Below are 26,232 nucleotides of genomic sequence, written 5' to 3'. Positions count from 1 at the left end.
CGCGCGCAGTCGGTCGCCGCAGTGGTCGCTGTGCACTGGCGGCGTGCGGCGGCTGCGCTCGGCCACGCTGCCGGCGCGCGGTCGAGGTTCGCTCGGTGCCGGGTGGCCGGGACGTCAGCGGTGGGACGGGACCGGCTCGCGGTCGGGCGTCGGGCGGATCACGTAGAGGCTGATCCCCAGCAGCAGCAGGAGCAGGGCGCTGTCCACGCCGATCACGACGCTGAGCAGGCCGCGCAGCGTGCTGGTGGCCAGGCCGAGGCCGACGATCGCGACGAGCGCGCCCCAGACCAGGTACGCCGAGCGCTGGCCCTGGCGGGCCAGCACCGAGTACGTCAGCAGCTGGAGCATCGCCAGCACCGTGCCGAGCACGGCGAAGATCCACAGGTGCTGCGCGATCTCGCTGTAGCTGTCGCCGCCGACGAAGACCAGGGCGAGGTCCGAGAGCAGCGCGGCGCCGGCGGTGACGGCCACGCCGATCACGGCCACCGCTGCGAGGCTGATGCTCAGCGTGCGGCGCCGCTGGCCGGCATCGGCCATCGAGGGGAACGCGACCACGATCACGAACTGCGGCAGGAACAGCACCGCCTTGGTCAGGATCAGCCCGCCGGCGTACAGGCCGGCGTCGTGCTCGGTGAGCACGTTGCGGGCGATCACGATGTCGACGTTGGACAGCGCGAAGAAGGCGAGCAGGACCTGGGAGTTCTGGAACGTCTCGGCCATCACCCGGCGGAAGCCGTGGGCCTCGCTCTGCGCGCCCTCGGCCCGGGGCCGGCGCAGGAACCACCAGCCGGCGATCACCGGGGCGCAGGCTCCGATCCCGGTGCCGATCAGCGCTGCGAACTCGGTCGGGCTGACCAGGATCAGCGCGGTGCCGATCACCAGGCGCGGCACGCCGCTGAGCAGGTAGAGCACCGCCAGCGGTGCCCAGCGACGCTCGCCCTGGAGGATGCCGGCCTGCCCGCCCATGATGGTGAACGGGATCGAGACCACCGAGACCAGTGCCGCGGTGGCGTAGCTGTCCAGCCGCAGCAGCGAGTTCAGCACCGGCGTCAGCGCGAGCAGCAGCACGCCCAGGGCCAGCGCCGCGCGGTAGGTGACCCCGAGGATGGTGCGCTCGATCTGGGCGACGTGGGTGGGCTCGGCGGCGATCCGTCGGGCCGCGGTGGCCTGCAGGCCCAGCTGCAGCACGGTGATCACCAGCAGCGTCGCCATCAGGCTGGCCAGGGCGCCGTACGAGCGCGGTCCGAGGACCCGCGCCGCGATCATCGTGAAGCCGTAGGTGGAGACGTTCATGATCGCCATGGCGATGGCGATCGAGCCGCCGCTCTGCAGCAGTGCAGGCAGACGACGGAGGGGAGTGGCCACGGCGGGAGCGTATGCCAGGCCTCCCCGGATGTGTTCTGCGCCACCCCTAGACTCGCCGCCGTGTCCACTGCCGCCCCCGCCCACGCAGCCGTCGTCGCCGTCGAGCGACCCGGCCGATGGACCTCCTGAGGCGCTGGGCGCCGGCGGCCTGGGCGTGGCTACTCGCCGCGCTGCTGCTGGGGCCCGCGCTCGGATGGGGTTACGTCCTCACCTTCGACATGGTCTGGGTGCCCGACCTCGCCGTGCGCGGGGACTTCTTCGGGGCAGGGACAGCGCTGCCGCGCGCGGTGCCGTCGGACCTCGTGGTCGCGGTGCTGGACGAGGTGGTGCCGGGGATGCTGCTGCAGAAGGTCGTCCTGCTGGGTGCGCTGGGGGCCGGGGGACTCGGCGCGGCGCGCCTGGCGGGACCCTCGGCGGTCGCCCGCGTCGCCGGGACGACCTTCTACGTGTGGACCCCGTTCGTCGTCGAGCGGCTGTGGCTGGGGCACTGGCCGATCCTGCTCTGCTGGGCGGCGCTGCCGTGGCTGGTGCTGGCCGCCGCCCGCTACCGCGCGGACGGGCGGCTCGGTGCCGCGCTGCCGCTGCTCCTGCTGGTCGCCAGCCTGAGCGCCAACGCCGGCGCGATGGCGGCCCTGGTGGTGTGTGCGGTGGGGGTGACCCGCCGCGTCGGACCCGCACTGCGCCTGCTGGCCGCGGTCGCCGCGGCCAACGCCCCGTGGCTGGTCTCCGGTGCGCTGCACGCGGGCGCGGCGACCGGCACGGAGACCGCTGCGTTCGCCCTGCGCGGCGAGGGGCCGCTGCCGGCTCCGGTCGCGGCGCTCACCCTCGGTGGCATCTGGAACGGCGCGGTGGTGCCGGACAGCCGGGAGACGGTGCTGGCCTGGGTCGGCGTCCTGGTCCTGGTGCCGTTGGCCGCGCTCGGCGCCCGGCCGGCGTGGCGCCGACTCGGCCCACGCACGGCTGGGGCTCTGGTGGTGGTCTGGATCGTCGGCTTCGCCGTCGCGACCTGGACGTGGGCCGCGCCCGGGTCGCTGGAGTGGACCGCCGCCCACCTGCCGGGTGCCGGCATCCTCCGGGACGGCGCTCGCGCCCTGGCTCTCTGCGCGCCGCTGGCCGCCGTGCTGCTCGCGGCCGGCGTCGAGCGGGTCGCGCGTCGCCTGCACCGGGCGACGGGGGAGTCTGCGGCGCGGTTCACGGTCGCGGCGGCCGCCGTCGCGGTCCCGTTGGGTCTGATGCCGGACGCCAGCTGGGGATTCTCGGGGCAGCTGGCGCCGGCGACGTATCCGGCCGGCTACGCCGCGGCGCGCGCCGCGCTCGAGGGCGACCGGCCCGCCGGCGACCTACTGGTGCTGCCGTTCACCAGCTATCGGGCGCCGTCGTGGAACGGCGGCCGGCGGGTCCTCGACCCTCTGCCCCGCTACCTGCAGCCCGACTACGTGGTCAACGACGAGCTGGCCGTCTCGGGTCGGATCCTCCCCGGTGAGGACCCGCGGACGCCGGAGGTGCTGGCGGCGCTCGCGCTGCCGGACGCGGCGGAGCGGACCGCGGCGCTGGCCGGCCTCGGGATCGGCCTGGTGGCCCGCGAGCCGGACGCACCCACCTCCCGGGAGTACGACGCCCCGGTGGTCGGCCGGGTGCTGGTGGACACGCCGTCGATCGAGCTGATCGCGCTCGATGCCGACGCTGTCGCGCAGCCGGTCCCGACGGCCCGTCGGGCCGCTTTGACGGGCGCCTGGGCGGCGTACGCGGCCCTCGTGCTGTGGGGTGTGGCGGCGCTGGGGTGGTGGATCCGGAAACTGTTCCGGTCCGCCTGATGCGACTGGCATCACATTGGTGGTACGTTCTGCGCCGAAACGGAGGGAATTACGTGAAATCACTTCTCATCTACTTGGGCAGCACCCTCGCCGGTGGTGCCGTTGCTGCGACGACGGTCTACGGCGTCGTCTCGTCCCAGACGACCACGCCGGACCAGTCGCCCGCCAGTGTCAACGAAGTGGTCCTGGAGTACTGAGTGGCGCAGTGACCAACGTGGCGTAGGTCGTCGCGCCGGATGTTCGCATCCGGCGCGACGGCTTTTTTGCTGCGCCGGGACACCCGCGGCCCGGTCGTCCGAGGGGTGGGTGGTCCCGACTGCGGGCTCGCGCCCGTCGATGCGCCGATATGAGCGCGCCGATCAGCCCGACGAGCAGCGTGCCGAGCAGCCCGCCGATCAGCCCGCCGGAATGGCGTCGGCGGCGTCCGCGGCGTCCTGGTCGTCGATGAGTCGGCCCTGCACGGCCTCGCTCAGCACGCGGGCGAACGCGGCCTGGGAGTGCTCCCAGGTGAATCCGTAGCTGTGCTTGAGCGCTCCCTTGGCGAGCACCTCGCGGCGCTCGTCGTCGCGGAGGAGGTCTCCGAGCGCGGTGGCGAACTCGTGCTCGGTGTCCACGAGGAGCCCCGAGACGCCGTCGACGATCGACTCCTGGGTGCCGCCGGCGCTTCGGTAGGCGACCGTCGGGGTCCGGTGGGCCGCGGCCTCGCCGACCACCAGGCCCCACCCCTCCTTGAGCGAGGGCAGCGCCATCACCCACGACTCCTCGTAGATCTGCTGCTTGCGCTGCTCGCTGACGTGGCCCTCGAAGACCACGACGCCGCGGGCGACCAGGTCGGGCGCGTAGGCGCGCAGGTCGTCCTCCCACCAGCCGCTGCCCACGATCCGCAGCCGGAGCTCGGGGAACTCGGGGAGGAGCGCCCGGGTGGCGTCGATCGCATGCTCGACCTGCTTGTGGGGGACCAGACGCCCGACCACGCAGATCGAGGGGTGCGCGGTCTTGCGGGTCTCGACCGAGACCACCGGCTCGGTGCCGTTGTGCACGACGGCGACCCGCGGGCCGGTGACGCCGAGCTCGCGAAGCTCCGCGCGGGTCGCTCGCGAGACGGCGACGTACTGCCGTCCCCGGTAGAGCCAGGGGGCGAGCCGGCTCTCGACCCACCAGCCGATCCGGCCGCCGCGGCCGGGGTAGACGACCTGCCACTGCTCGCGGTGCACGTGGTGGACGAGCACGACGATCGGTCGCCGGGTGCCGAGCGGCGTGAAGAACGGGAGGCCGTTCTGGATGTCGACGACGACGTCGACGCGCCCGAACCGGCGGCGCAGCAGGTTCCACGCCGCCAGCGGGTAGACGGAGAGCTTCGAGCCGGCGCGGACGTAGCGGACCCCGTCGATGACCTCGTCGGTGGGGGCGCCGGCATACTTCACCGTGAACACCGTCACACGACACCCCAGGGCCACCAGACCGGTCGCCATCTTCTGCAAGTAACGTTCGGCGCCACCGCCCTCGGGGTTGCCGGAGTCGCGCCAGGACATGAAGACCACGTGCTTGCCGGCGATGGGCGGAGGGGGGAGGGGGGCGCGTTGGTGCACCCGGAAACTGTAGGACAGGGGAGTAATGATGGTCACAATGCGGCCGAGGGTCCGGCCCGCCGGAGGCGAGTTCCGGGCGACGCTGCGGCGTTCCCTGCACCTGTTCAACGAGTTCCGCTACGAGCAGCCCGACCCGGCACGGTTCTACACCGCCCTCGCTGAGGACTCCGCCGCTCAGGTCGCCTCCTACACCGAGCTGGACGGGCGGCTCGTCCTCGACGTCGGCGGTGGGCCCGGCTACTTCCGCCGTGCGTTCCAGGCCCGGGGGGCGCGCTACCTGGCCCTGGACGCCGACGCCGGGGAGCTGGCGGGCGCCGGTGAGATCGAGGAGGGCACCGTCCTCGGCAGCGGCATGGAGCTGCCGTTCCGTGACGGGTGCATCGACGTCTGCTACTCCTCCAACGTGCTCGAGCACGTCCCGGACCCGTGGCGGATGGCCGACGAGATGCTCCGCGTGGTCCGCCCGGGCGGCCTGGTCTTCCTCAGCTACACCGTGTGGTTCGGGCCGTGGGGCGGTCACGAGACCGCGCCCTGGCACTACCTCGGCGGGATGCGCGCCCGGCGCCGGTACCGTCGCCGCCACGGCCACGAGCCCAAGAACCGGTTCGGGGAGTCGCTGTTCCCGGTGACGGTCCGCGACGGTCTCGCCTGGGCGCGACGCCAGCGGCTGGTCGACGGGGTCGACGTGGTCGACCTGGCGCCGCGCTACCACCCGCGCTGGGCCCGCTGGGTGCTCCGCGTCCCGGTGCTGCGCGAGGTGGTGACGTGGAACCTCGTCATCGTCCTTCGCCGGAGGTGACGCGCGTGCTGGACGGCGCGGCCGCGGCGCCGACCGACGCCGCCGGACGAGCGGGCCGACCCGCCGGCGCCCGCCCCGCCGAGCGCCGCGACGTGGACGAGGCAGGGAACCGGCGCTGGAGGTGGCGCCTGCTCGCCGCGAGCGTGGTCTGCGTCGGCCTCGCGTTCGTCCAGAGCCCGGGCTACCTCGTCGCCGACACGAAGTTCGACCTCGCGCAGGCGCCGCTGCACCTGCTCGGTCGCGCGGTCCACCTCTGGGACGCCCAGGGGGCCTTCGGCCAGCTGCAGAACCAGGCCTACGGCTACCTGTGGCCGATGGGTCCGTTCTTCAGCGTCGGCTGGCTCCTCGATCTTCCGGGCTGGGTCACGCAGCGACTCTGGCTCGGCCTGGTGCTGGCGGTGGCTCTGGTCGGCGCGGCCCGGCTGGTCCGCGCTCTCGGCGTCCGCAGCGACCTGGCCTGCCTGCTCGCCGGGTTCGCCTACGCCCTCTCCCCGCGGATGCTGAGCACGCTCGGCCCGATCTCCATCGAGGCGTGGCCGAGCGCGCTCGCGCCCTGGGTGCTGCTGCCGCTGGTGCTCGGCTCCCGCGCCGGGTCCCCACGCTGGGCCGCGGCCCGGTCGGCACTGGCGATCGCCGCCGTGGGCGGCGTCAACGCCGCCGCCACCTTCGCCGTGATCCCCCTCGGCGCGCTCTGGTTGCTCACCCGCGAACCCGGCCCGCGCCGCCGGGCGCTGATGCTCTGGTGGCCGCTGTTCACCCTGCTCGGCACGCTGTGGTGGCTGGTCCCGCTCTTCGTGATGGGCGCCTACAGCCCGCCGTTCCTGGACTTCATCGAGACCACCTCGGTCACCACCTTCCCGACCACCGTGTTCGACGCGCTCCGCGGCACCTCCAACTGGGTCCCCTACGTGGACGGGGACTCCCGTGCGGGTCGCGACCTGCTCAGCACCCCCTACCTGGCCGTCAACGGCGGGATCGTCCTCCTGCTCGGCTTCGCCGGCCTGCTGGACCGGGCCACGCCGGAGCGGCGCTTCCTCGGGCTCGGGCTGGTCACCGGGCTGCTGATGGTGACCGCCGGCCACCACGGCAGCGTGGTCGGGTGGTTCCACGAGGACGTCGCGGCCCTGCTCGACGGAGCGCTGGCGCCGCTGCGCAACGTGCACAAGTTCGACCCGGTGATCCGGCTCCCGCTGGTGGTCGGACTGGCGTTCGCCGTCGACCGCCTCCTGGCCTGGCCGCGCACCACCCGCACCGACCGCGGCAACCGGGTCGTGCTGTCGGGGATCGCGGTGTTCGCGGTCGTCTTCGCGGCGATGCCCGCGGCGCTGGGCCGGATCGCGCCGGGCGGCCCGGTGGTCGAGGTGCCGCCGTACTGGACCGAGGCGGCCGACTGGCTGGCGGAGCACTCGGGCGCCTCCGACCACGCGCCCAGCACGCTCCTGGTGCCGGGCGCGGCGTTCGGCGAGTACTTCTGGGGCACGCCCCGCGACGAGCCGATGCAGTGGCTGGCGGAGTCGCCGTGGGCGGTGCGCAACGTGATCCCGCTGGCGCCGGCCGGCAACATCAGGATGCTGGACCGGATCGAGGAGGCCTTCGCGGAGGGGCGCGGCTCGGACGGGCTGGTCTCCTACCTCCGCCGGGCGGGCATCTCCTACCTGCTGGTCCGCAACGACCTGGCGCGTCAGGACGACGTCCCCGACCCGGTCCTGGTCCACCAGGCGATCGAGCAGTCGCCCGGGCTCGTGCGGGTCGCCTCCTTCGGACCGACGGTCGGCGGGGGCAGCCACCTGGTCGGCGCCGACGGCCGCCGGCTGATGGCGAACGGCGGCTGGCAGGTGGACGTGCCCGCGATCGAGGTCTTCGCAGTCCCGGGGGTGAGCGCCGCCGTGGCCGCCGAGCGCCCGACAGTGGTCGCCGGCGGGCCGGAGGACCTGCTCGACCTCGCGGACCTCGACCTCGTGGGCCAGGAGCCGACCGTGCTGGCCGCCGACCTCGCCGGCGAGCCGGACGGCCCGGTGGTGCTCACCGACGGGCTGCGCGACCGCGAGCGCTTCTTCCCGCGGCTGCACGACGGCTACTCGTCGGTGACCACGCCCGGCGACGTCCGTCGCAACGGGAGCCCGACGCCCGACTACACGCTCGCCGACCAGGACCGGTGGGCGACCACCGCCCGGCTCACCGGGGCCGAGGCGATCTCGGCGTCGTCCTCGCTCTCCGACGCCGGCACGTACGGCGGCAGCCAGCCCGGCCGGCTGCCCTACGCCGCGATCGACGGGTCGGCCGAGACCGCGTGGGTGTCGGGCGGCGGCGCGGATCGTGCCTGGTGGCAGATCGACCTCGGTGGCGAACGGGAGGTGTGGTCGGTCCGGATCACCCTGGACGCCGAGGCGCCGGGCAAGGAGCAGCTGCGGGTCGTGACCGCGGCCGGCGCAACCCCGGCGGTGACGCTGCGCCCCGGGGAGACCACGGTCGTGCCGCTCGACGCCGAGCTCCGCCGTACCTCCTCGGTGCGGGTCGAGAACGCCAGCCGGCTGCCCGGCGCCCAGCTGCGCCTGGCCGAGGTGGAGGTGCCCGGGGTCGAGGTGCGCCGGTCGCTCGTGCTGCCGACGCTGCCGGAGGGCTGGCCGGTGCCGCGCGCCGTCGTCCTGCGGGCCGACCTGGACGCGCGCTCGGGGTGCGTCGAGGTCGACGCCGACACCCGGTGCCGCGTGGGCCAGGCGCGCACCGGCGAGGAGCCGGTGGCGATGGAGCGCGTGGTGACGATGCCGGCCGCGAGCGTCTACAACGCCAGCGTCCGGGTCCGCCCCCGCGCGGGGCGGGCGCTCGACGGACTCCTGCTGCGGGGGCAGCCCGTGGACGTGCAGGCGACCTCCGCGCCGGTGCCGGACCCGCGGGCCGGTGCCGTGGCCGCGGTCGACGGCGATCCCGGCACCACCTGGACCGCCGACCCGGCGGCGGTGGTGCCCACGCTGGAGCTGGCGTGGCTCGACCGCCGCCGCGTCACCGGGTTGACGCTGACCACCGACGTCGACGCGCCGGTCCGTGCCCCGACGCGGATCGAGGTGGTGTGGTCCGGCGGCAGCTTCGAGCTCGACGTGGACGGCGACCGGGGGGACCGGGTCGTCGGAGGCAGGGTCTCCTTCCCGCGCGCGATCCGTACCGACCGCCTGAGGATCAGGGTGCTCGAGGCGGACGACACGGTCGGCCTGGGGGCCGATGGCCAGGCCGAGCCGCTGGGCTACGGGATCAGCGAGGTGCAGGTGCGCGGCGTGCCCTACTTCCCGCTCGCCCTCTCGGCCGACGAGACCGACCTCGGCTGCGGCAGCGGCCCGACCGTGACCATCGACGGCGTCGCCCACGACACCTCGGTCTCCGCTGCGCCGCGCGCGCTGGCCGCGGGCGGCTCGGCCGACGCGCGGCTGTGCGACGAGGACGGCGAGCCGGTGCGGAGGGTCGCGCTCGTCGCCGGCGAGAACGACGTCAGGGGAGAGGCCTCGGAGGCGTTCGTCCTCGACACGCTGGTGCTCGGCGACCCGCCGGCTCGCGTCGGCACGCTGTCCGTCGCGACCACGGCGACCACCACCGGAACCGACGGCACGGCAGGCGACGGGGACCCGGTGCGGCGGACGCTGGAGGTGCCCGACGGGATCGGCGTGGTCGATGCCCGGACCAACGCCAACGCCGGCTGGGAGGCATCCCTGGACGGTCGACCGCTGGAGCCGGTCGTGGTCGACGGGTGGAAGCAGGGCTGGCGGGTTCCTGCGGCCGGCACCCTGGACGCGACGTACGCCCCCGACCGGCCCTACCGGACCGGCCTGATGGTCGGCGGGGCCTGCCTCCTCGCCCTGGCCGTGCTGGTCGCGGTGGCGGCACGTCGACGCCGCGGGCCGGGCGCCGCGCTGGCACCGGTGCGGGCGCGCCGGCTGGGCGCGGGCACCGGGACGGTGGCGCTGGTCGCGGTGACCGGCCTGGTGGCCGGGTGGCCCGGCGTCCTGCTCGGCGCCGCGATGGTCGCCGGCACGCTGGCGGCGTGGCGACGCGCGCCGCAGCTGGTCCCGGTCGTGGTGGCGCTGCCCTGCTTGGTCGGCGGCCTCGCCTACGCGCTGTTCCCGTGGGGCGGGCTCGGCACCTGGGCCGGCGAGCTCGCCTGGGTCCACTACCTGGCGCTGCTGCCCGTCGTCGGGGTGCTGACGTGCTTCTTCGAGGCGCCCGACCGCCACCCGCCGGGCCGGATCCCCTTCAGGCGCAGGGCCGGCCGCTCCACCACGCGGTAGGCGGCCTCCGCGGCAACCAGGCTGATCGCGACGGTGAGCGCCCAGACGGCCGGTCCGCGCCCCTCGAAGAGCGGCCAACCGGTCGTCCACATCACCAGGTGCAGGATCGGCAGGTGGAGGCAGAAGATGCCGTAGGAGATCCAGCCGAGGCGGCGCCCCAGCGGCGCCGCCATCGTCCGTTGGTAGGCCGAGGACGCGTCGGGGAAGGCGCCGGTGAGCACGACCAGCCCGCCCACGGCGGCGTAGAGCAGGTTCTTGGTGAGCAGTTCGGTCGGTTCGGAGGAGGCCAGCATGGTCGGCCCGGCGATCGGCGTGCTGGCCATCAGCAGCAGCGCGCCGGCGAGCGTCCAGCAGACGCCGGGCTGCCGGGCCAGGCCCTCGACGGCGGAGGCGAGTCGCCCTGGGCGCTGCCCCGTCGGACGGCGCTCCTGGCGGACCTGGAGCAACGCTAGGAGGATGCCCACCGCGAACCAGGACAGGTACGCCGGCAGCCACTCCGTCGGCTCCCCGGTGGTCGTGGCCTCGGCAACGCGGCCCGCGCCGTCGAGGGTCCACCAGACGCTCGCCGCGACCATGCCGGCTGCCAGCGCTGCCACCCGGGCCGGGGACAGCGTCCGGCAGGGGCGGTGGCGGCCCGTGCCGACCAGCATCAGGAGCGGGAGCACCAGGTAGAACGCCACCTCGACCGCGAGGCTCCACATGTGCGTGAGGCCCGCCGGGAAGCCGTAGCCGAGGTGGTTGTCGAGCATCAGCAGCGTGGTCAGCCAGTCGCCGGGGGAGGCCCCGCGGTTGTCGTGGATCAGGCCCAGCGCGAGCGCGACGGTGATCGCGTAGAGCGGATAGATCCGCAGGAACCGCTTCCACAGGTAGCGGCCGGTGCCCGGGGCGCCGAGGCCGGCGGCCGCGCGCAGCAGGTACGGGCGACCGAGCAGGAACCCGGAGAGCACGAAGAAGAGGGCGACGCCGACGTCGAGGCGCGCCAGCAGCGCGCCCCAGGTGCCGTGGCGTGTGTACGCGCCGGTCCAGAACGCCACGTGGGTGGTGAGCACCGCCAGCGCGCCGACGGCGCGCAGCGTGTCGAGCACCGGGAACTGGGTGCCGGTCTCGGGCGGCGGTGGGACGATCGTCTCCAACGGCGTCGTCCGGTGCGCCGGGTGTCCCGACCGGGCGGTCATGGTGCCTCCAGGGGCGTCGGGGTGCCGACCTCGACGGAGTCGACGCAGAGATTGGCGCCTGGGTCGAGGCCGCCCACGGTCAGCGACCGCGTCGCGGCGGGCACCCTCAGGTACAGGCTGTTCAGGCCGTCGGCGAGCGACGCCTGGACCTGCTCGCCACCGCCCGTGACCAGCACGGGGGAGGAACCCGCCGAGAGGTAGCCGAAGCGCGCCCACTGGCCCTCCCGGGCGGGGGCGTCGAGGCGGATGGTGACCGGGCGATCGGTGATCTGCCAGCCGCACTCGCCCTCGGGGCGGCCCTCGCCGCGCGGGCCGCCGCCGATGGCCGCGGGCACCACGGCGCCGGCGTCGGTGATCACGCTGAGCTCGTCGGTGGAGGTCGGGAACTGAGCGTTCTCCGAGACCAGCGGGACGAGGGCCTCCGTGCGATGCTGCGGCGCGCCGTCGGCCGGCAGCACGGCCGGCGGCACCACCTGCGAGGCCAGGTCGACGGTCTCCTCGCGGGCGTCGAGGTCGGCACGCAGCCGGTTCACGTAGGCCCGGCTCGCGTTGTCGTGGGGCCAGGGACTGGCCTGCTGCACCCTGCTCCAGATCCCGTTCGCGCCGCGCGTCCCGCCCGTCCCGTCCGTGCCGTCCGCTCCGTCGGCGCCGATGGCAGCGGCGGCTCCGATGGCCGCGACGGCCAGCGCCACGGGCCAGTAGCGGAGCGTCCGTCCCACTAGGCGGGACCTGGACCAGCGTCGGGACAGGAGGGCCGCGGCCACCAGGCAGAGCACCGGCAGCACCAGCGTCGCCCACACGGAGACGGCGAGCCCGAGCAGGACCGCGACGACCGTCAGCGCCAGGTCGCGAGGGCGGCGCCGCCGCAGGTAGCGCACCCACGACGCCACCGCGGCGAAGGAGGCGGCCTGGGCGACCAGCAGGGCGGTGCTGGCCGCCCACGACGTGGTGCCGAGCGCGGCGAGCGCGACAACCAGGTAGATCGCGAGCGCCACCAGCGCGCGCCAGCGCGGGCCGAGGAGGACGAGGAGCATCCACAGGCACGCGGCGCTGGCGAGCAGCTGGGCGAGGACGGTCAGGGTGGCGGCGAGGGTCCAGTCGAGCGGCCCTGACGCGGTGACCAGCCAGGCGAGCAGGCGGGTCCCGGGCGCCAGGTGACCCTGGTGCGGATCGAGGAGGTAGGCGACGGAGAGCGGGCGCTCATGGGCGTCGACCATCAGACGCAGGTCGTCGCCGAAGAAGTACGACGCGTGCAGCACCCACGCCCGCAGGGCGGCCTGTGCCGCGACCATCGCGGCGCCGATCACGAGCACCAGGTCGGCCGACGTGACGGGCCGCGGGCTCGCGCCGGGACGATCGGGACTGTCGCCCGCCGGCGGGCGCGCGATCGTCGTCGGATCCAGCACGGCGGGATTTTGCCACACCGATGGTCACCCGTTTTCATCCGGGTGTGACTGACGCCTCACGTCTACTCGCCGGTACTGCTACGGTTCGCTGAACTCAATCACGTGCTTGGGAGGGCAATAGTGAAGAAGATGTTCGGGCCGATCTGTCTCGGCCTCGGAGCATTTCTCCTCATGGTCGGTGTGCTGACCGTGACCTGGGTGCCGGGGAAGGTGGAGAAGCTGCCGCTCGACGTCAGCACCACGACCAACCTCGACGGCACCGTGAAGAAGCTCGACGCCGCCACCGGCGATCTCGTCGAGAACCCCGCGAAGGTGCAGAGCATCACGAAGGTCGACTCCGACGTGTCCACGGACGAGGTGGCGGCCTGGACCAACACGACCTGTGTGGTCATCGACACCGGCGACGCGCCGGACTGCGTCGACGGCAGCGACCCCCGGCTGGTCAGCGCCAGCGAGGATGTCTTCGCCACCGACCGCGTGACGGGCGAGGCGGTCCCGGACTTCGACGCGCTGCCCGCGGACGCGGTCCCGCACGAGGGTCTGGTCAACAAGTGGCCCTTCAACGCGGAGAAGAAGGACTACACGTACTGGGACAGCACCCTCGGTGCTGCGGTCCCGGCCGTCTACGACCGCGAGGAGACGCTGCTCGGCGTCGACGTCTACGTCTACAAGGTCGACATCGAGAACGCGCCGGCCTCGATCGCCGCGGGCACCCTCGGCACGTACACCAACCACACCGAGATCTGGGTGGAGCCGACCACCGGTGCCATCCAGCAGCAGGTCCAGGACCAGCAGCGCTACCTGAAGGACGGGACGCCGGTCCTCGACCTCAAGATCTCGTTCACCGACGAGCAGCTGGAGACCACGGCGGACGAGGCCAAGTCGAACGTCTCGCTGATCAAGCTGCTGACGGTCTGGGCGCCGATCGTGGGCTTCGTCCTCGGCGGCATCCTGGTGGCCGTCGGGATCGTGCTCTCCCGCTCCTCCGGTGGGAACGGTCGCAACGGCGAGTCCGGCGGTCAGCACAAGCCGGTACCGGCGGCGGTGGGCTGACCCACCCCGTCCCTTCCCCAAGCGGCGTTCGGCGCCCGGTTCGCTCAGGCGAGCCGGGCGCCGAACACTGCTGTTCCCGGGGTGAGCCGGCCGCGGACGGCGGACCAGCCGCCCCAGACCCGCTCGTTGTCCTCGGGCCACTGCGGCTCGACGAGGTCGGTGATCATGAAGCCGTGGCCGGCCAGCACCTGCACCCAGTCGCCGAGGGTGCGGTGGTGCTCGACGTACGACGTCGCGCCGGTCTCGTCGTCGACCTCGACGTACGGGGTCCGGTCCCAGTAGGACTGCGACGCGACCAGGCCCTCGGCGGTGGGGTCGTCGGGGAACATCCACCGGGTCGGGTGGGTGATCGAGAAGGCGAACCGGCCGCCGGTGCGCAGCACCCGAGCGGTCTCGGCGACGGCGTCGTCGATGTCGGCGACGAACTGGAGCGCGCCGAACGAGGAGAAGACGACGTCGAAGCTGGCGTCGGCGAACGGCAGGTGGGTGGCCGTGCCGAGCACCGCGGGCACCTCGATCGCGGTCGCCTCGTCGATCCGCCGCGAGTGCTGGAGCTGGCGGTAGGAGAGGTCGAGCCCGAACGCCCGGCCGCCTTGCGAGCGGACCCAGCGCGAGCACTGCCCCGCGCCCGACCCCACCTCGAGCACGTCCTTGTCCTTGACGTCGCCGAGCACGCCGGCCACGGCCTCGGTCAGCCCCTCGGGTCCCCAGACGAAGCCGACGTCACCGAGGAAGGGCCCGTGCAGGGCCTGGTACTCGTCGGCGTAGCGGTCCCAGTCGGCGCCGTTGGCCCGACGGGACTCGTCCTCGCCTGACGCTCGGCGGTGGGCGGTCACCGGGGGATGCGGCCACTGCTGCACGGTGCCAACGATACCGGCGGTCCGCGACGCGCTCGGGCAGCGGGCCCCGGACGCTGGCTCCGGGGCGTCGCCGGTTGGACTGGGGGCTCGCTGCGCGCGTAGTCTGGGTAACCGTGTCTGCATCCGTGGACACGCATGACTCCTACTTCTGCCCACCCAAGGATCTATCCCTCCTCATGACGAGCACTCTCTCGACCCCCCTCGGCTACAACGACGACGCGCCGCAGGTGGCCGTCAACGACATCGGCTCCGAGGCCGACTTCCTGGCCGCTATCGACCAGACCATCAAGTACTTCAACGACGGTGACATCGTGGATGGCACCATCGTCAAGGTCGACCGGGACGAGGTCCTGCTCGACATCGGGTACAAGACCGAGGGTGTCATCCCCTCCCGCGAGCTCTCCATCAAGCACGACGTCGACCCGTCCGAGGTCGTCGAGGTCGGCGACAAGGTCGAGGCTCTGGTCCTTCAGAAGGAGGACAAGGAGGGTCGCCTGATCCTGTCCAAGAAGCGCGCCCAGTACGAGCGCGCCTGGGGCACGATCGAGGAGGTCAAGGAGGCCGACGGCGTCGTCGAGGGCACCGTCATCGAGGTCGTCAAGGGTGGCCTCATCATCGACATCGGCCTGCGCGGCTTCCTGCCCGCCTCGCTGGTGGAGATGCGTCGCGTCCGCGACCTGCAGCCCTACGTGGGTCAGACCCTCGAGGCCAAGATCATCGAGCTCGACAAGAACCGCAACAACGTGGTCCTGTCGCGCCGTGCCTGGCTCGAGCAGACCCAGTCCGAGGTTCGCCACGGCTTCCTCACCCAGCTCCAGAAGGGCCAGATCCGCAAGGGTGTCGTGTCCTCGATCGTCAACTTCGGTGCGTTCGTGGACCTCGGCGGCGTCGACGGTCTCGTCCACGTCTCGGAGCTGTCCTGGAAGCACATCGACCACCCCTCCGAGGTCGTCACCGTGGGCGACGAGGTCACCGTCGAGGTCCTCGACGTGGACATGGACCGCGAGCGTGTCTCCCTGTCGCTGAAGGCGACCCAGGAGGACCCGTGGCAGCACTTCGCCCGGACGCACCAGATCGGCCAGATCGTGCCCGGCAAGGTCACCAAGCTGGTTCCCTTCGGTTCGTTCGTGCGGGTCGAGGAGGGCATCGAGGGCCTGGTGCACATCTCCGAGCTGGCCGAGCGCCACGTGGAGATCCCGGAGCAGGTCGTCCAGGTCAACGACGACGTCATGGTCAAGATCATCGACATCGACCTCGAGCGTCGCCGGATCTCGCTCTCGCTGAAGCAGGCGAACGAGACCACCGCCGCCTCGGACGTCGAGGAGTTCGACCCGACGCTGTACGGCATGGCCGCGACCTACGACGAGCAGGGCAACTACATCTACCCCGAGGGCTTCGACCCGGAGTCGGGCGAGTGGCTCGAGGGCTACGACGAGCAGCGCGCCGCGTGGGAGGAGCAGTACGCCAAGGCCCACGCCCGCTGGGAGGCCCACGTCAAGCAGCAGGCCGAGGCCAAGCAGGCCGAGATCGAGGCCGGCGACGCGTCGTCGTACTCGTCCGGTGGCGAGGAGCAGGTCGAGGAGACCGGCGGCTCGCTGGCCTCCGACGAGGCCCTGCAGGCCCTGCGCGAGAAGCTCACCGGCGGCAACTGACACCCGGTAGCACCTGCCGAACGGCCCCGACGTATCGTCGGGGCCGTTCGTCATTTCGGTCACACCGCGATGTTGTCGGCCGACTGGACATCCGGGTGCCCGCGCGTCGGCGGCGCCGTCGCTGAGCAAGGGGGCAGGGGAGCGTTGTCGGTGAAGCACGTGGCAGTGAAGGTGGGCCTGGGGTTGACCCTGGCCCTGGGGGCGGCGCCGGCGGTGTCGCCGGCGTCCGCGCACGCTGAGGTCCTCCGGACCGTCGCGCCGGCCCACGGGATCGAGGTGGGCGGCGACGGCGTGACGCTCAGCCCGGCGTTTGACCCGGCCATCACCCGCTACAGCGTGCGGACCGGCGAGGGGACCGACGGCAGGGTCACGGTGGCGGCCAGCACCAGCGACCCCGATGGGCGGGTGCTCGTCGACGGTGCCGAGGTCGACGGCCCGACCGAGCTGACCGGTCTCACGGCCGGCGACGAGATCTCGGTGATCATCGAGGACGGCGCAGCGACCACGGCGTACGCGCTGATCGTCGTCCCGCCGACCTTCCCGAACCTGACCGCGACGGTGAACGACCCCTCCGCCGACGTCGGGACCACCCTGCTGACGTTCCGATCGTGGATCGCGGCCGTGGACAGGCACGGCGTCCCGGTCGTCGTCGACGACCTGGGTGACGCGGTGCACGACTTCAAGCCCGCGCCCGGCGGCCACTACTCGGTGGCCCGCTGCGTCGACGACTGCGTCTTCCCGAAGGAGGGCGACTGGGAGATCTTGGAGCTCGACGAGACCCTGGCGCCGGTGGTGAGCCACCGGGTCCTGGCGCCCGGTGGGGGATTCGCGAACACCAACTTCCACGACTCGATCCTGCGGGCCGACGGCAGCCGGATCCTCATCGGCTACGAGGACAATGCGACGACCGGGCTCGTCGACGCCGTGATCCAGGAGGTCGCGTCGGATGGACAGATCGTCTACACCTGGAACAGCGCGGACCACGTGGACGTGGCGACGGAGACCACGGCGACCGCGGCGGGAGTGACCGACTACGCCCACCTCAACTCGGTCGAGGTGCTTCCCGACGGCGATGTCCTCGCCTCGTTCCGGCACCTCAGTGCGGCCTTCAAGATCGCCTGGTCCGCCCACGACGGGTACCAGCGCGGCGATGTGGTGTGGCGGTTCGGCGGCCGGCTGAGCGACTTCGACTTCCCGGACGACCCCGACGGCGGGCCGTGCGCCCAGCACACTGTTCGGCCGCTCGCGAACGGGCACCTGGTGCTGTTCGACAACGGCTCGCTCGACAACTCCCCGGCGGCCCCGTCGTTCTGCGTGGACCCGTCGGATCGGACCGGAGCGACGGTGGCCCGGGGCTCAACGAGGGTGACCGAGTACGCCCTGGAGTCCGAGCCGACCGGTTCCGCGCAGGGCGTGGCGCGGCTGGTGTCGAGCTACGAGCCCGACCGGTTCGCGATGTTCGCCGGGTCGGCCCAGCGCCTCGCCGCCGGCGACACCCTGATCGGCTGGTCGGCCTACCAGGGCGCCGTGGCCTCCCAGGTCGACGCCGCGGGCGAGGAGGTGTGGAAGCTGGTCGATTCCGCGGTCCAGGTGGGCAACTACAGCAACATGAGCTACCGGGCCGCGCGGGGCGAGGTCGCGGACGCGATCAAGCCCGAGGCCCGCCTGATCCTGCCGCGCGGCGCGCGGTACGAGGTCGGCGAGGCGGTGACACCGGAGGTGGCGTGCACCGACCGAGGGGGCTCCACGCTCCAGTCGTGCCGGGTCACGGCCGTGCGCACCGGAAGCGCCGGCACGCGGACGGCGACGGTGACCGCGGTCGACGGCGCCGGCAACCGGACGACGGCGCGGGCGACGTACACGGTCCTCGGCCTTCGCCCGACCCTGCGCGCCCGCTCCGGCGGAGCCTGGGCCGAGAGCGCCGAGGTGCGGACCCCGCGCGTCGGCTCCAGCCGCCGGGTGAAGGTCAGGATCACCAACGAGGCCCTCCGTGCCCGGCGCTACGTGGTCGCGGCACCGACCCGGTCCGTCGCGCACCGCTGGGCCTACCGCGTCGGGCAGCGCAACGTCTCGGGCGCGATCAACCGGGGCACGTGGCGCACCCCCAGGCTCGCCCCGGGCGCGTCGCTGACGCTGACCGTGAAGGTGCGACGCACCGCCGTGAGCGCGCCGCTCGTGAGCGGGGTGAAGCTCCGGGCGACGGCGGCCGGCACCGACGCGTCCCGCAGCCTCCGCATCCGCGTCCAGAGGTGACGAGCGCGCGGCGACGGGCCGCCGGCTCGGTGCTGGCGCTCGTGCTGGCGCTCGCCGGCGTGCCGGCGGCCGCCCGAGCCGACGGTACGGGGGAGGGCACGGCGCCCGCTCCGGTCCGGATCCTGATCGTCGGCGACTCGGTGACCCACGGCTCCGCCGGCGACTGGACGTGGCGCTACCGGCTCTGGGAGCGCCTGCGGGGCACGGCCACCCCGGTGGACTTCGTCGGGCCCCGCGAGGACCTCTTCGACAACGTGGCCGGGAACGCCGGCTCGCTCGACTACGCCGACCCCGACTTCGACCGTGACCACGCTGCGCGCTGGGGGATGCAGGTCGACGTCCTGGACGTCCCGATCGAGACCCTGGTGGCCGACTACCGGCCCGACATCGTGGTCGAGATGCTCGGCGTCAACGACCTGACGTGGGGTGCTCGGCCGCCGGCGACGGTCGGCGCGCGCGTGGGTCGGTTCGTGGACGACGCGCGCGGCGTCGACCCGGAGGTCGACCTGGTCCTGGCCGAGGCGACGCAGCACTGGAAGAACGGGGTGCCGGAGTTCAACGCGCTGCTGGGCGACCAGGTCGCCGCGCGCGACGACGCCGACTCGCGGGTGCTGCTCGCCCGGACGGCCGACGGCTACGACGCCGCCCGCGACACCTGGGACGGCACCCACCCGAACGCACGCGGGGAGGTGCGGATCGCCGCCGCGGTCGCGACCGCGCTGGCCGACCTCGGGGTCGACGTCCCGCCGGGGCCGTGGCCCACGCCGGAGGTCGGCCCGCGGACCGGGGCGGACCTCGTCGCGACCGCAGGTGACGGCCAGGTCTCGCTCGACTGGACCGGTCCGCCCGGCGCCACCGCCAGCTACGTGTGGACCCGTGACCGCACCGACGGTGAGCCGTGGCGGCGGCTGCCCGGGCAGGTGACCGGCGGGAGCTGGACCGGGTCGTTCGCGAACGGCCACCGGCACCAGTTCCGGCTGCAGCCGGTCAAGGGCGACGACGAACCCGAGGGCGGCGTGTACTCCAACGTGGTGACGGTCCTGCCGGCGCCTCTGCTGCAGGCGCCGACGGCGTTCAGGGTCGCACGGCGCAACCAGCGCGTCACGGTGCTCCGCTGGCAGCGGGTCGCGGCCGCGGACCACTACGTCGTGACCGCGCGCCAGCACGGGCGCTGGGTGGTGATCGGGCGCACGCCGTCGGCGCGGCTCGCGACCCGGCGGCTGCCGGTGCGCCGTGCCTGGCGGGTCCGGGTCGAGTCGCGTCTGGTCGAAGCCCACGGCGACGTGGCGCGGATCCGGGTCCCCCGGGGCCGGCGCTGATCGGGCGGCACTGATCGTCCGGTACTGATCAGCACGCGTCGGCGACGAGGCGGCGGCCGTGGCTGCGGGTGACCGGGGTCGCGGCCGTCGCGCTCTCCGGCCGGGTGGCCGCGCGGGTCGGGGCGGTCCCGTCGGTCGGAGCGGGGACGACGTCGCCCGGCAGCACGCTGCGAGCGGCGAAGCGGTCGCGGCGGGACCAGGAGGCGAGTGCCGCGAAGGCCGCGGCGAGCGGGATCGAGGTGGCCAGGGTGGCGATGAGAGTGGTCATGGCAGTAATCCTGCGCCGATGGATTTCCGGCCACCAGTGGCAGAAAAGCCGGTATGCGTTGATTTGCTGCCACGCAGGGCGCACCATGGCTGGATGCTGACCAACGTCGCGGTGCTCGCCTTCGACGGCGTCGCGCCCTTCGAGCTCGGGGTGCTCTGCGAGGCCTTCGGGGTGGACCGGACCGCCGACGGCGTCCCGCCGATCGACTTCGCCGTCTGCGCCGCCACGAGCGAGCCGATGTCGACCACGATGGGGTTCACCATGCAGGCGGCCTTCGACCTCGGGCGCACCCGCGAGGCCGACCTGATCGCCGTGCCGGCGATCCCGGGCGGCGAGCTGCCCGAGCAGTCCGTGATCGACGCGGTGCGCGCCGGCTACGAGCGGGGTGCGCGGATCCTGTCGGTCTGCACCGGCGCGTTCATCCTCGGCGCCGCCGGGCTGCTCGACGACCGCGAGTGCACCACCCACTGGATGTACACCGACAAGCTGCGCCGCGACCACCCCACGGCCCGGGTCGTGCCCGAGGTGCTCTACGTCGACGCGGGCCAGGTGGTCACCAGTGCCGGCACCGCTGCCGGGCTCGATGCCTGCCTGCACGTGTGGCGCCAGGAGCACGGCGCGGCGGTGGCCAGCACGATCGCCCGCCGCGCCGTCGTACCGCCGCACCGCGACGGCGGCCAGGCCCAGTACATCGCCCGCGCGGTGCCCGACTGCGACGCCGACACCCTCGGACCGCTGCTCACCTGGGTGGTGGAGAACCTCGGCGAGGACCACAGCGTCGACGAGCTCGCGCGGCGTGCGCACATGTCACCGCGGACCTTCGCCCGCCGGTTCCGCGCCGAGACCGGCACCACGCCGCACACCTGGGTCACCCGGCAGCGGGTCGCCGCCGCGGAGGAGATGCTGGAGGGCACCGCCCACCCGGTGGAGCGGATCGCCAGCGAGGTCGGCTTCGCCAATGCCGCCACGCTGCGCCACCACTTCAGCCGCGTGCGCGGGGTCAGCCCGCTGGAGTACCGGCGTCAGTTCGCCTGCTGAGGCGTGCTCGGTCGCGGCAGCAGCTGGTCGCGGCGTACCTTGCCGGTGAGGGTGCGCGGCAGCTCCGGCAGGAACCGCCAGGTCTTCGGTCGCTTGGGCGGCGCCAGGTGCTCCCGCGCGTACGCCGCCAGCCCGGCCTCGTCCGCCGGGTCCTCGGCGGCGACGACCACCGCCGCACAGACCCGCTGGCCCCAGGTCGGGTCGTCCTCGGCGTACACGGCGACGTCGACGACGCCGGGGCAGCCTCCCAGGACGAGCTCGACCTCGGTGGGGTAGACGTTCACCCCGCCGGTGATGATCAGGTCCTCGCGCCGGCCGTCGAGGTAGACGTAGCCGTCGGCGTCGATCCGTCCGTGGTCGCCGACGGTGAACGCGGGCCCGTCCGGGGTCTCCCGCCAGGCGGCGGCGGTCTTGGCGGGGTCGCCGAAGTAGGAGAAGCGTGCGAACTCCGGCACCACGCACCACAGGGTGCCGTCCGGGTCGGCGCTGAGCCGCCGGCCGGGCCGGGCCCGACCGACGGTGCCGCGCCGCTCCTGCCACTCCTCGCTGCGGCAGGCGGTGAACTGGCCCTCGGTGGAGCCGTAGAACTCCCACGTGCTGCCGGCCGGGAACTCCGCGATCAGCCGCTCCTTCACCTCCGTCGGGCAGGGCGCGCCGGCGTGCGCCACCAGCCGGAATCCGGTCAGGTCGGGCGAACCGACCTGGTCCCAGTACGCGAAGAGGCGCTGCAGGTGCGCCGGCACGCAGAACATCGTCGTCGGCCGCTCGCGCTCGATGGCCGCGGTGACCGCCACGGGGTCGAAGTGGCCGGGCAGCACCACGCGGCCGCCGGCCAGGCGGGTGCCGAGCGCGAACCGCAGCGGCGCGGAGTGGTAGAGCGGGCTGAGCACCAGGTGCACGTCGTCGTCGCGGAACCCCCACAGCGCGCGCTCCTCGTCGACCAGGGCCTGGGCCGCGGCGCGGGACAGGACGCCGGAGTCGACGCCCTTCGGCGTACCCGTGGTGCCGCTGGTGCAGTGCATCGGTCGGGCCAGGGGGAGCCCGGGCTCGGGCAGCGTGCGGACCAGGTCGGCGTGCAGGGCGGCCAGCGCGTCCGCATCGGCGACCACGCGGTGCGGTCGGACCACGGCCAGGATCCGCGCCCGCTCGTCCTCGGTCAGCCGCGGGTCGAGCGGGATCGGCAGGATCGCGGAGGTGAGGAGCCGGTGCACCGTGTCCAGGTAGGTCTCGCTGCCGGGGACCAGGAGCGCCACCCGGTCACCGGGGGAGAGGGTGGGGTGGCTGGTGGCCGCGGTCATGCGCCGATTGTGCCGGCCCGCCGCCGGGGGCGGCGGGCCGGGGCGCCGCTAGCCTTGCCGGCATGCGCGTAGGACTCACCGGCGGTGTCGCGTCGGGCAAGAGCACGGTGGCCGGGATCCTGGCCGAGCTCGGAGCGGTGGTGATCGACGCCGACCGGCTCGCCCGCGAGGTGGTCGAGCCGGGCACACCCGGGCTGGCGGCGGTGGTGGAGGCGTTCGGCGAGGACGTGCTGGACGCCTCCGGCGGGTTGGACCGGGCCAAGGTCGGCGCCATCGTCTTCAACGACGCCGAGCAGCGGCGCCGGCTCGAGGCGATCGTGCACCCACTCGTCTTCGAGCTCTACGCCGCCCGCGAGGCCGAGGCGCCCGAGGGTGCGGTCGTGGTGCACGACATCCCGCTGCTGGCCGAGTCCGGGCGGCACGAGGAGTTCGACGCGGTGATCGTCGTCGACGTGCCGCACGAGGTGCAGGTGGAGCGGATGCTGCGCGACCGCGGCTGGACCACCGAGGACGCCTCGGGGCGGATCGCGGCGCAGGCCACCCGCGAGCAGCGCCGGGCGATCGCGACGCACGTCATCGAGAACACCGGCTCGCTGGAGGACCTGCGCCAGCGGGTGACCGAGATCTTCCGCGCGCTCACCACGTAGCTCGCGCTGTGTGTGGGTGGGTCAGGCGGCCAGGTCCGGGTCGCCGAGGCGGCGCAGCTTCTGCAGCGCCTCCCGCTCCAGCTGGCGCACCCGCTCGGCCGAGATGCCGTGCTTGGTGCCGATGTCGGCCAGCTTGTGCTGGCGACCGTCGACCAGGCCGTAGCGGGCCCGGATGATGTCCGCCGCCCGGGCGTCGAGCTGGTCGACCAGCACGTTGAGCCGGTCCCGCGACTCGGTGTCGAGCACCGTCAGGTCGGGGCTCGGCACGGTCTCCTGGGCCATCAGGTCGCCCAGCGAGGTGTCGCCGTCCTCGTCCACCGGGGTGTCCAGGCTGACGTGGTCACGACCCCAGGACATCAGGTCGAGGACCCGCTCGACGTCCATGCCGAGCTCGCCGGCGATCTCCGCCGGCTCCGGCTCGCGGCCCAGCTGGCGCTCCAGCGTGCGTCGCGCGCCGCTGACCTGGTTGAGCTCCTCCACCACGTGCACCGGCAGCCGCACCACGCGGGCCTGCTGGGCGATGCCGCGGGTGATCGCCTGGCGCACCCACCAGGTGGCGTAGGTCGAGAACTTGTAGCCCTTGGCGTAGTCGAACTTCTCCACGGCGCGGATCAGGCCGGTGTTGCCCTCCTGGATCAGGTCCAGCATCGGCATCTGGGCGCGCCCGTACTTGCGCGCGATCGAGACCACCAGACGCAGGTTGGCGGTGATGAACTCGTCGATCGCCTTCTGGCCCTCCTCGGCCAGCCACTCCAGCTCCTCACGCGTCGGGCTGCCCTTCGGCGACCCCTTGCGACGCCCGTAGCGTCCCTCGGCCAGGAGGCGCTCGGCGAGGAGGCCGGCCTCGATCGCCTTGGCCAGCTCGACCTCGCGGGCTGCGTCCAGGAGCGGCGTGCGGGCGATCTCGTCGAGGTAGAGACCGACGCTGTCGCGGCCCTCGATCTCGCGTCCGGTACTCCGCCGCGCTCCCGCGGTCCTGCTCACTGCAGTCGCCATCGCGAACCTCCTTCGCAGTCGGGCACAGGGGGCCCGGCTCTGGTTCCAACGCTTACGTCGGGTACCCGATTCCCGGCACCCCACCCGCGCTCTTACCGGTTCAGACGACCCGGCAAACCTGGAAGTTGCTCCGAAGGCGGACTCTCAGGGAGTTCTCAACTTGGCGGCGCCCTCCGGGCGACCCGAGCGAGCCCTCGGTCAGGAGCCGGCGAGGCCGAGGCGGTCCAGGATCCACGCCTGGGAGAACGCGACCTCCTCCCAGGCCCGGTAGCGCCCCGAGACGCCGCCGTGCCCGGCCGCCATCTCCGTCTTGAGCAGTACGTCGGCCCCGGGCGCGGTGGCGCGGATCCGGGCCACCCACTTCGCGGGCTCGACGTAGAGCACCCGGGTGTCGTTGAGCGAGGTGATCGCCAGGATCGGCGGGTAGGGCAGGTCGGCGACGTTGTCGTACGGCGCGTAGCCGGCGATCCGGTCGTAGGCCTCGGCGTCCCCCTCGGGGTTGCCCCACTCGTCGTACTCGCCGATGGTCAGCGGCAGGGACGAGTCCAGCATCGAGGTCAGCGCGTCCACGAACGGCACCTCGGCGACGATGCCACCGAACGCGTCCGGCGCCTGGTTGGCCACGGCGCCCATCAGCAGCCCGCCGGCGCTGCCGCCCTGGGCCACCAGCCGGTCCGCGGTGGTCCAGCCCTCGGCGACCAGGTGCCGCGCGCAGGCGATGAAGTCGTCGAAGGTGTGCTGCTTGTTCTCCATCTTCCCGTCGTCGTACCAGTGCCGGCCCATCTCGCCGCCGCCGCGCACGTGCGCGATCGCGAAGGCGGCGCCGCGGTCGAGCAGGGAGACGCGGGAGATCGAGAAGTACGGGTCCATCGAGGCCTCGTAGGCCCCGTAGCCGTAGAGCACCAGGGGGACCGGCTGCGCGGTGCCCTCCTGCCCGGCGCCGCGGGCGCCCTTGCGCACGACCAGCGAGATCGGAACCTGCGTCCCGTCGGGCGCGGTGGCCCACAGCCGGTGCTCCTCGTAGTCGGCCGGGTCGTAGCCGCCGAGCACCGGCGCCCGCTTCAGCAGCGTCGCCGCGGACGTGGCCAGGTCGACGTCGTAGACCGAGGACGGCTGGGCCATGCTCGTCATCCCGACCCGGATCCGGGGCTGCTCGAACGACGGGTTGCCGCCCAGCCCCACGGTGGCCAGCTCGCCGCCCAGCTCCAGCAGCCGGTCATCGACGACCGGGTCGTCGGGGTCGGTGCCCAGCGTCAGCACGCGCACCCGGGTCCGGCCCTCGCTGCGCTGCTGGACGACGACGTGGCCCGCGAAGGCGTCGACGTCCTCCAGGCGCACGGCCAGGTCGTGGGGGAGCAGGGGCGTCCACTCCGCGGCCGGCGCCGGCCCGGCGGCGTACCCGAGCTCGAACTCGGGGCCGGTGGCGTTGTGCAGCACCACGAAGCGGTCCTGGCCGCCGACGACGAGGTGGTCCAGGGAGTACTCGATGCCCTCGCTGCGCTCGGCGAAGACCTGCGGCACGGCGGCAGGGTCGCCGGCGTCGAGCAGGTGGTACTCGGTGGTCGTGCGCGAGCCCGCCGCGACCACCACGAACCGGCGGCTGCGGGTGCGCCCGACCCCGACGTTGAACCGGCCGTCGGGCTCGTGGAAGACCAGCTCGTCCTCGCTCTGCGCGGTGCCCAGGCGGTGCCGCCAGACCTTGTCCGGCCGCCAGGTCTCGTCGACGGTCGTGTAGTAGCAGTGTCCGGTCCCGGTGCCCCAGGTGACGCCGCCGAGCACGTCGGTGAGCTCGTCGGCCAGGTGCTCGCGCGTGACCAGGTCGAGGAAGCGGACGGTGTAGCGCTCGTCGCCGACGACGTCGGTCGCGTAGGCCAGGATCCGGTCGTCCGAGCTCACCGCCGACCCGCCGAGGGAGAAGAACTCGTGGCCCTCGGCGAGCTCGTTGAGATCGAGCAGCACCTCCTCGCCGGGCAGCGCGGGCTGGTCGGGCAGCGCGTCCGCGGCGGGCATCGGCGGGGTCCAGTCGGCGGGGTCGGTCACCGCGACCCGGCAGCTGGCGCCGTACTGCTTCCCCTCGAAGGAGCGGCTGTAGTACCAGTACCCGCGCACGCGCGTCGGCACCGAGAGGTCGGTCTCCAGCGTGCGCGCCTTGATCTCCTCGTAGATCGTCGCCCGCAGGTGGGCCAGGTGGGCGGTGCGGGCGTCGGTCCAGGCGTTCTCGGCCTCCAGGTAGCCGAGCACCTCCGGGTCCTCCTTGGCGCGCAGCCAGTCGTACTCGTCGACGCGCTCCCGGCCGTGGTGGGTCGTCGTGACCGGGCGCCGGGCCGCGACCGGCGGGGCGGCCGGCGGGACTGCCGTGGCGTCGGTGGCAGCGGTGGCTGCGGTGTCGGGCGAGGTGGGGGAGGCGGGAGAGGCGGGGGCCATGT

18 protein-coding genes are annotated in these 26,232 nt (G+C 73.5%); 9 read left to right on the top strand and 9 right to left on the bottom strand.

Going from position 1 to position 26,232, the window contains the following annotated elements; genetic code table 11:
* Window positions 1-114: 114 nt before the first annotated feature.
* Window positions 115-1,365, bottom strand: a complete 1,251-nt coding sequence (locus E8D34_RS02540; protein ID WP_240771054.1) for an oligosaccharide flippase family protein — start codon at window positions 1,363-1,365, stop codon at window positions 115-117.
* A 116-nt stretch (window positions 1,366-1,481) separates the two neighbouring features.
* Between E8D34_RS02540 and E8D34_RS02535 the strand changes: the two genes are divergently transcribed.
* Window positions 1,482-3,179 (top strand): hypothetical protein, encoded by a 1,698-nt coding sequence (locus E8D34_RS02535; RefSeq protein WP_136593031.1) that lies wholly within the window; start codon window positions 1,482-1,484, stop codon window positions 3,177-3,179.
* 395 nt (window positions 3,180-3,574) lie between these two features.
* Here the strand turns inward: E8D34_RS02535 and E8D34_RS02530 are convergent, their stop codons facing one another.
* Window positions 3,575-4,768, bottom strand: a complete 1,194-nt coding sequence (locus E8D34_RS02530; protein WP_240771053.1) for a glycosyltransferase family 4 protein — start codon at window positions 4,766-4,768, stop codon at window positions 3,575-3,577.
* A gap of 37 nt (window positions 4,769-4,805) precedes the next feature.
* On the opposite strand from E8D34_RS02530, the gene E8D34_RS02525 reads away from it, so the two are divergent.
* Together E8D34_RS02525 and E8D34_RS02520 are read left to right on the top strand one after the other, a co-directional pair.
* Window positions 4,806-5,567, top strand: coding sequence for a class I SAM-dependent methyltransferase (locus tag E8D34_RS02525; RefSeq protein ID WP_136593030.1), 762 nt, complete (start codon window positions 4,806-4,808; stop codon window positions 5,565-5,567).
* Between the two features lie 5 nt (window positions 5,568-5,572).
* Window positions 5,573-9,841, top strand: coding sequence for an alpha-(1->3)-arabinofuranosyltransferase family protein (locus E8D34_RS02520; RefSeq protein ID WP_168929312.1), 4,269 nt, complete (start codon window positions 5,573-5,575; stop codon window positions 9,839-9,841).
* On the opposite strand, the gene E8D34_RS02515 is transcribed toward E8D34_RS02520, so the two are convergent.
* Together E8D34_RS02515 and E8D34_RS02510 are read right to left on the bottom strand one after the other, a co-directional pair.
* Window positions 9,724-11,016 (bottom strand): acyltransferase, encoded by a 1,293-nt coding sequence (locus tag E8D34_RS02515; RefSeq protein ID WP_136593028.1) that lies wholly within the window; start codon window positions 11,014-11,016, stop codon window positions 9,724-9,726. The two genes, E8D34_RS02520 and E8D34_RS02515, sit on opposite strands and share 118 nt — an antisense overlap.
* Entirely contained in the window at window positions 11,013-12,422 is a 1,410-nt protein-coding gene (locus E8D34_RS02510; protein ID WP_136593027.1) for a hypothetical protein, read from the bottom strand. The genes E8D34_RS02515 and E8D34_RS02510 overlap by 4 nt, the downstream gene beginning before the upstream one ends.
* A gap of 129 nt (window positions 12,423-12,551) precedes the next feature.
* Here E8D34_RS02510 and E8D34_RS02505 point away from each other — a divergent pair, with 129 nt between their 5' ends.
* The gene (locus tag E8D34_RS02505) at window positions 12,552-13,475 is read left to right on the top strand and encodes a DUF3068 domain-containing protein (RefSeq protein WP_276606572.1); all 924 of its coding nucleotides are present in this window, start codon (window positions 12,552-12,554) and stop codon (window positions 13,473-13,475) included.
* A 44-nt stretch (window positions 13,476-13,519) separates the two neighbouring features.
* Here E8D34_RS02505 and E8D34_RS02500 read toward each other — a convergent pair whose 3' ends face one another.
* Complete coding sequence (locus tag E8D34_RS02500) at window positions 13,520-14,335, bottom strand: class I SAM-dependent methyltransferase (protein WP_240771052.1); 816 nt, start codon at window positions 14,333-14,335, stop codon at window positions 13,520-13,522.
* Between the two features lie 176 nt (window positions 14,336-14,511).
* Between E8D34_RS02500 and rpsA the strand changes: the two genes are divergently transcribed.
* The 3 genes from rpsA (at window position 14,512) to E8D34_RS02485 (ending at window position 19,559) form a co-directional block, all read left to right on the top strand.
* Entirely contained in the window at window positions 14,512-15,987 is a 1,476-nt protein-coding gene (gene rpsA, locus E8D34_RS02495; protein WP_136593024.1) for a 30S ribosomal protein S1, read from the top strand.
* A gap of 150 nt (window positions 15,988-16,137) precedes the next feature.
* Window positions 16,138-18,240 (top strand): aryl-sulfate sulfotransferase, encoded by a 2,103-nt coding sequence (locus E8D34_RS02490; protein ID WP_136593023.1) that lies wholly within the window; start codon window positions 16,138-16,140, stop codon window positions 18,238-18,240.
* A complete protein-coding gene (locus E8D34_RS02485; RefSeq protein WP_168929310.1) occupies window positions 18,237-19,559 on the top strand; it encodes a GDSL-type esterase/lipase family protein in 1,323 nt (440 codons plus the stop codon). Before E8D34_RS02490 ends, E8D34_RS02485 begins: the two co-directional genes overlap by 4 nt.
* A gap of 28 nt (window positions 19,560-19,587) precedes the next feature.
* Here E8D34_RS02485 and E8D34_RS02480 read toward each other — a convergent pair whose 3' ends face one another.
* Window positions 19,588-19,827 (bottom strand): hypothetical protein, encoded by a 240-nt coding sequence (locus E8D34_RS02480; RefSeq protein WP_136593021.1) that lies wholly within the window; start codon window positions 19,825-19,827, stop codon window positions 19,588-19,590.
* Window positions 19,828-19,920: 93 nt separating this feature from the next.
* On the opposite strand from E8D34_RS02480, the gene E8D34_RS02475 reads away from it, so the two are divergent.
* Window positions 19,921-20,865: a helix-turn-helix domain-containing protein gene (locus E8D34_RS02475; protein WP_136593020.1), complete on the top strand. Its 945-nt coding sequence runs from the start codon at window positions 19,921-19,923 to the stop codon at window positions 20,863-20,865.
* Here the strand turns inward: E8D34_RS02475 and E8D34_RS02470 are convergent.
* Window positions 20,850-22,163 (bottom strand): AMP-binding protein, encoded by a 1,314-nt coding sequence (locus E8D34_RS02470; protein ID WP_136593019.1) that lies wholly within the window; start codon window positions 22,161-22,163, stop codon window positions 20,850-20,852. The genes E8D34_RS02475 and E8D34_RS02470 overlap by 16 nt on opposite strands.
* A gap of 62 nt (window positions 22,164-22,225) precedes the next feature.
* Between E8D34_RS02470 and coaE the strand changes: the two genes are divergently transcribed.
* Window positions 22,226-22,810 carry a dephospho-CoA kinase gene (gene coaE / locus E8D34_RS02465; RefSeq protein WP_136593018.1) on the top strand — a complete coding sequence of 195 codons (585 nt, stop codon included), beginning with the start codon at window positions 22,226-22,228 and terminating at the stop codon, window positions 22,808-22,810.
* Between the two features lie 21 nt (window positions 22,811-22,831).
* Here the strand turns inward: coaE and E8D34_RS02460 are convergent, their stop codons facing one another.
* Entirely contained in the window at window positions 22,832-23,806 is a 975-nt protein-coding gene (locus E8D34_RS02460) for a sigma-70 family RNA polymerase sigma factor (protein ID WP_136593017.1), read from the bottom strand.
* A 198-nt stretch (window positions 23,807-24,004) separates the two neighbouring features.
* Window positions 24,005-26,230: a S9 family peptidase gene (locus E8D34_RS02455; RefSeq protein ID WP_136593016.1), complete on the bottom strand. Its 2,226-nt coding sequence runs from the start codon at window positions 26,228-26,230 to the stop codon at window positions 24,005-24,007.
* Between the last annotated feature and the right edge of the window lie 2 nt (window positions 26,231-26,232).

The organism is Nocardioides sp. GY 10113, from assembly GCF_004919105.1.
Classification (GTDB): domain Bacteria; phylum Actinomycetota; class Actinomycetes; order Propionibacteriales; family Nocardioidaceae; genus Nocardioides.
Note: the sequence above shows the minus strand (reverse complement) of the source record. Positions and strands in the feature narration are given on the sequence as shown.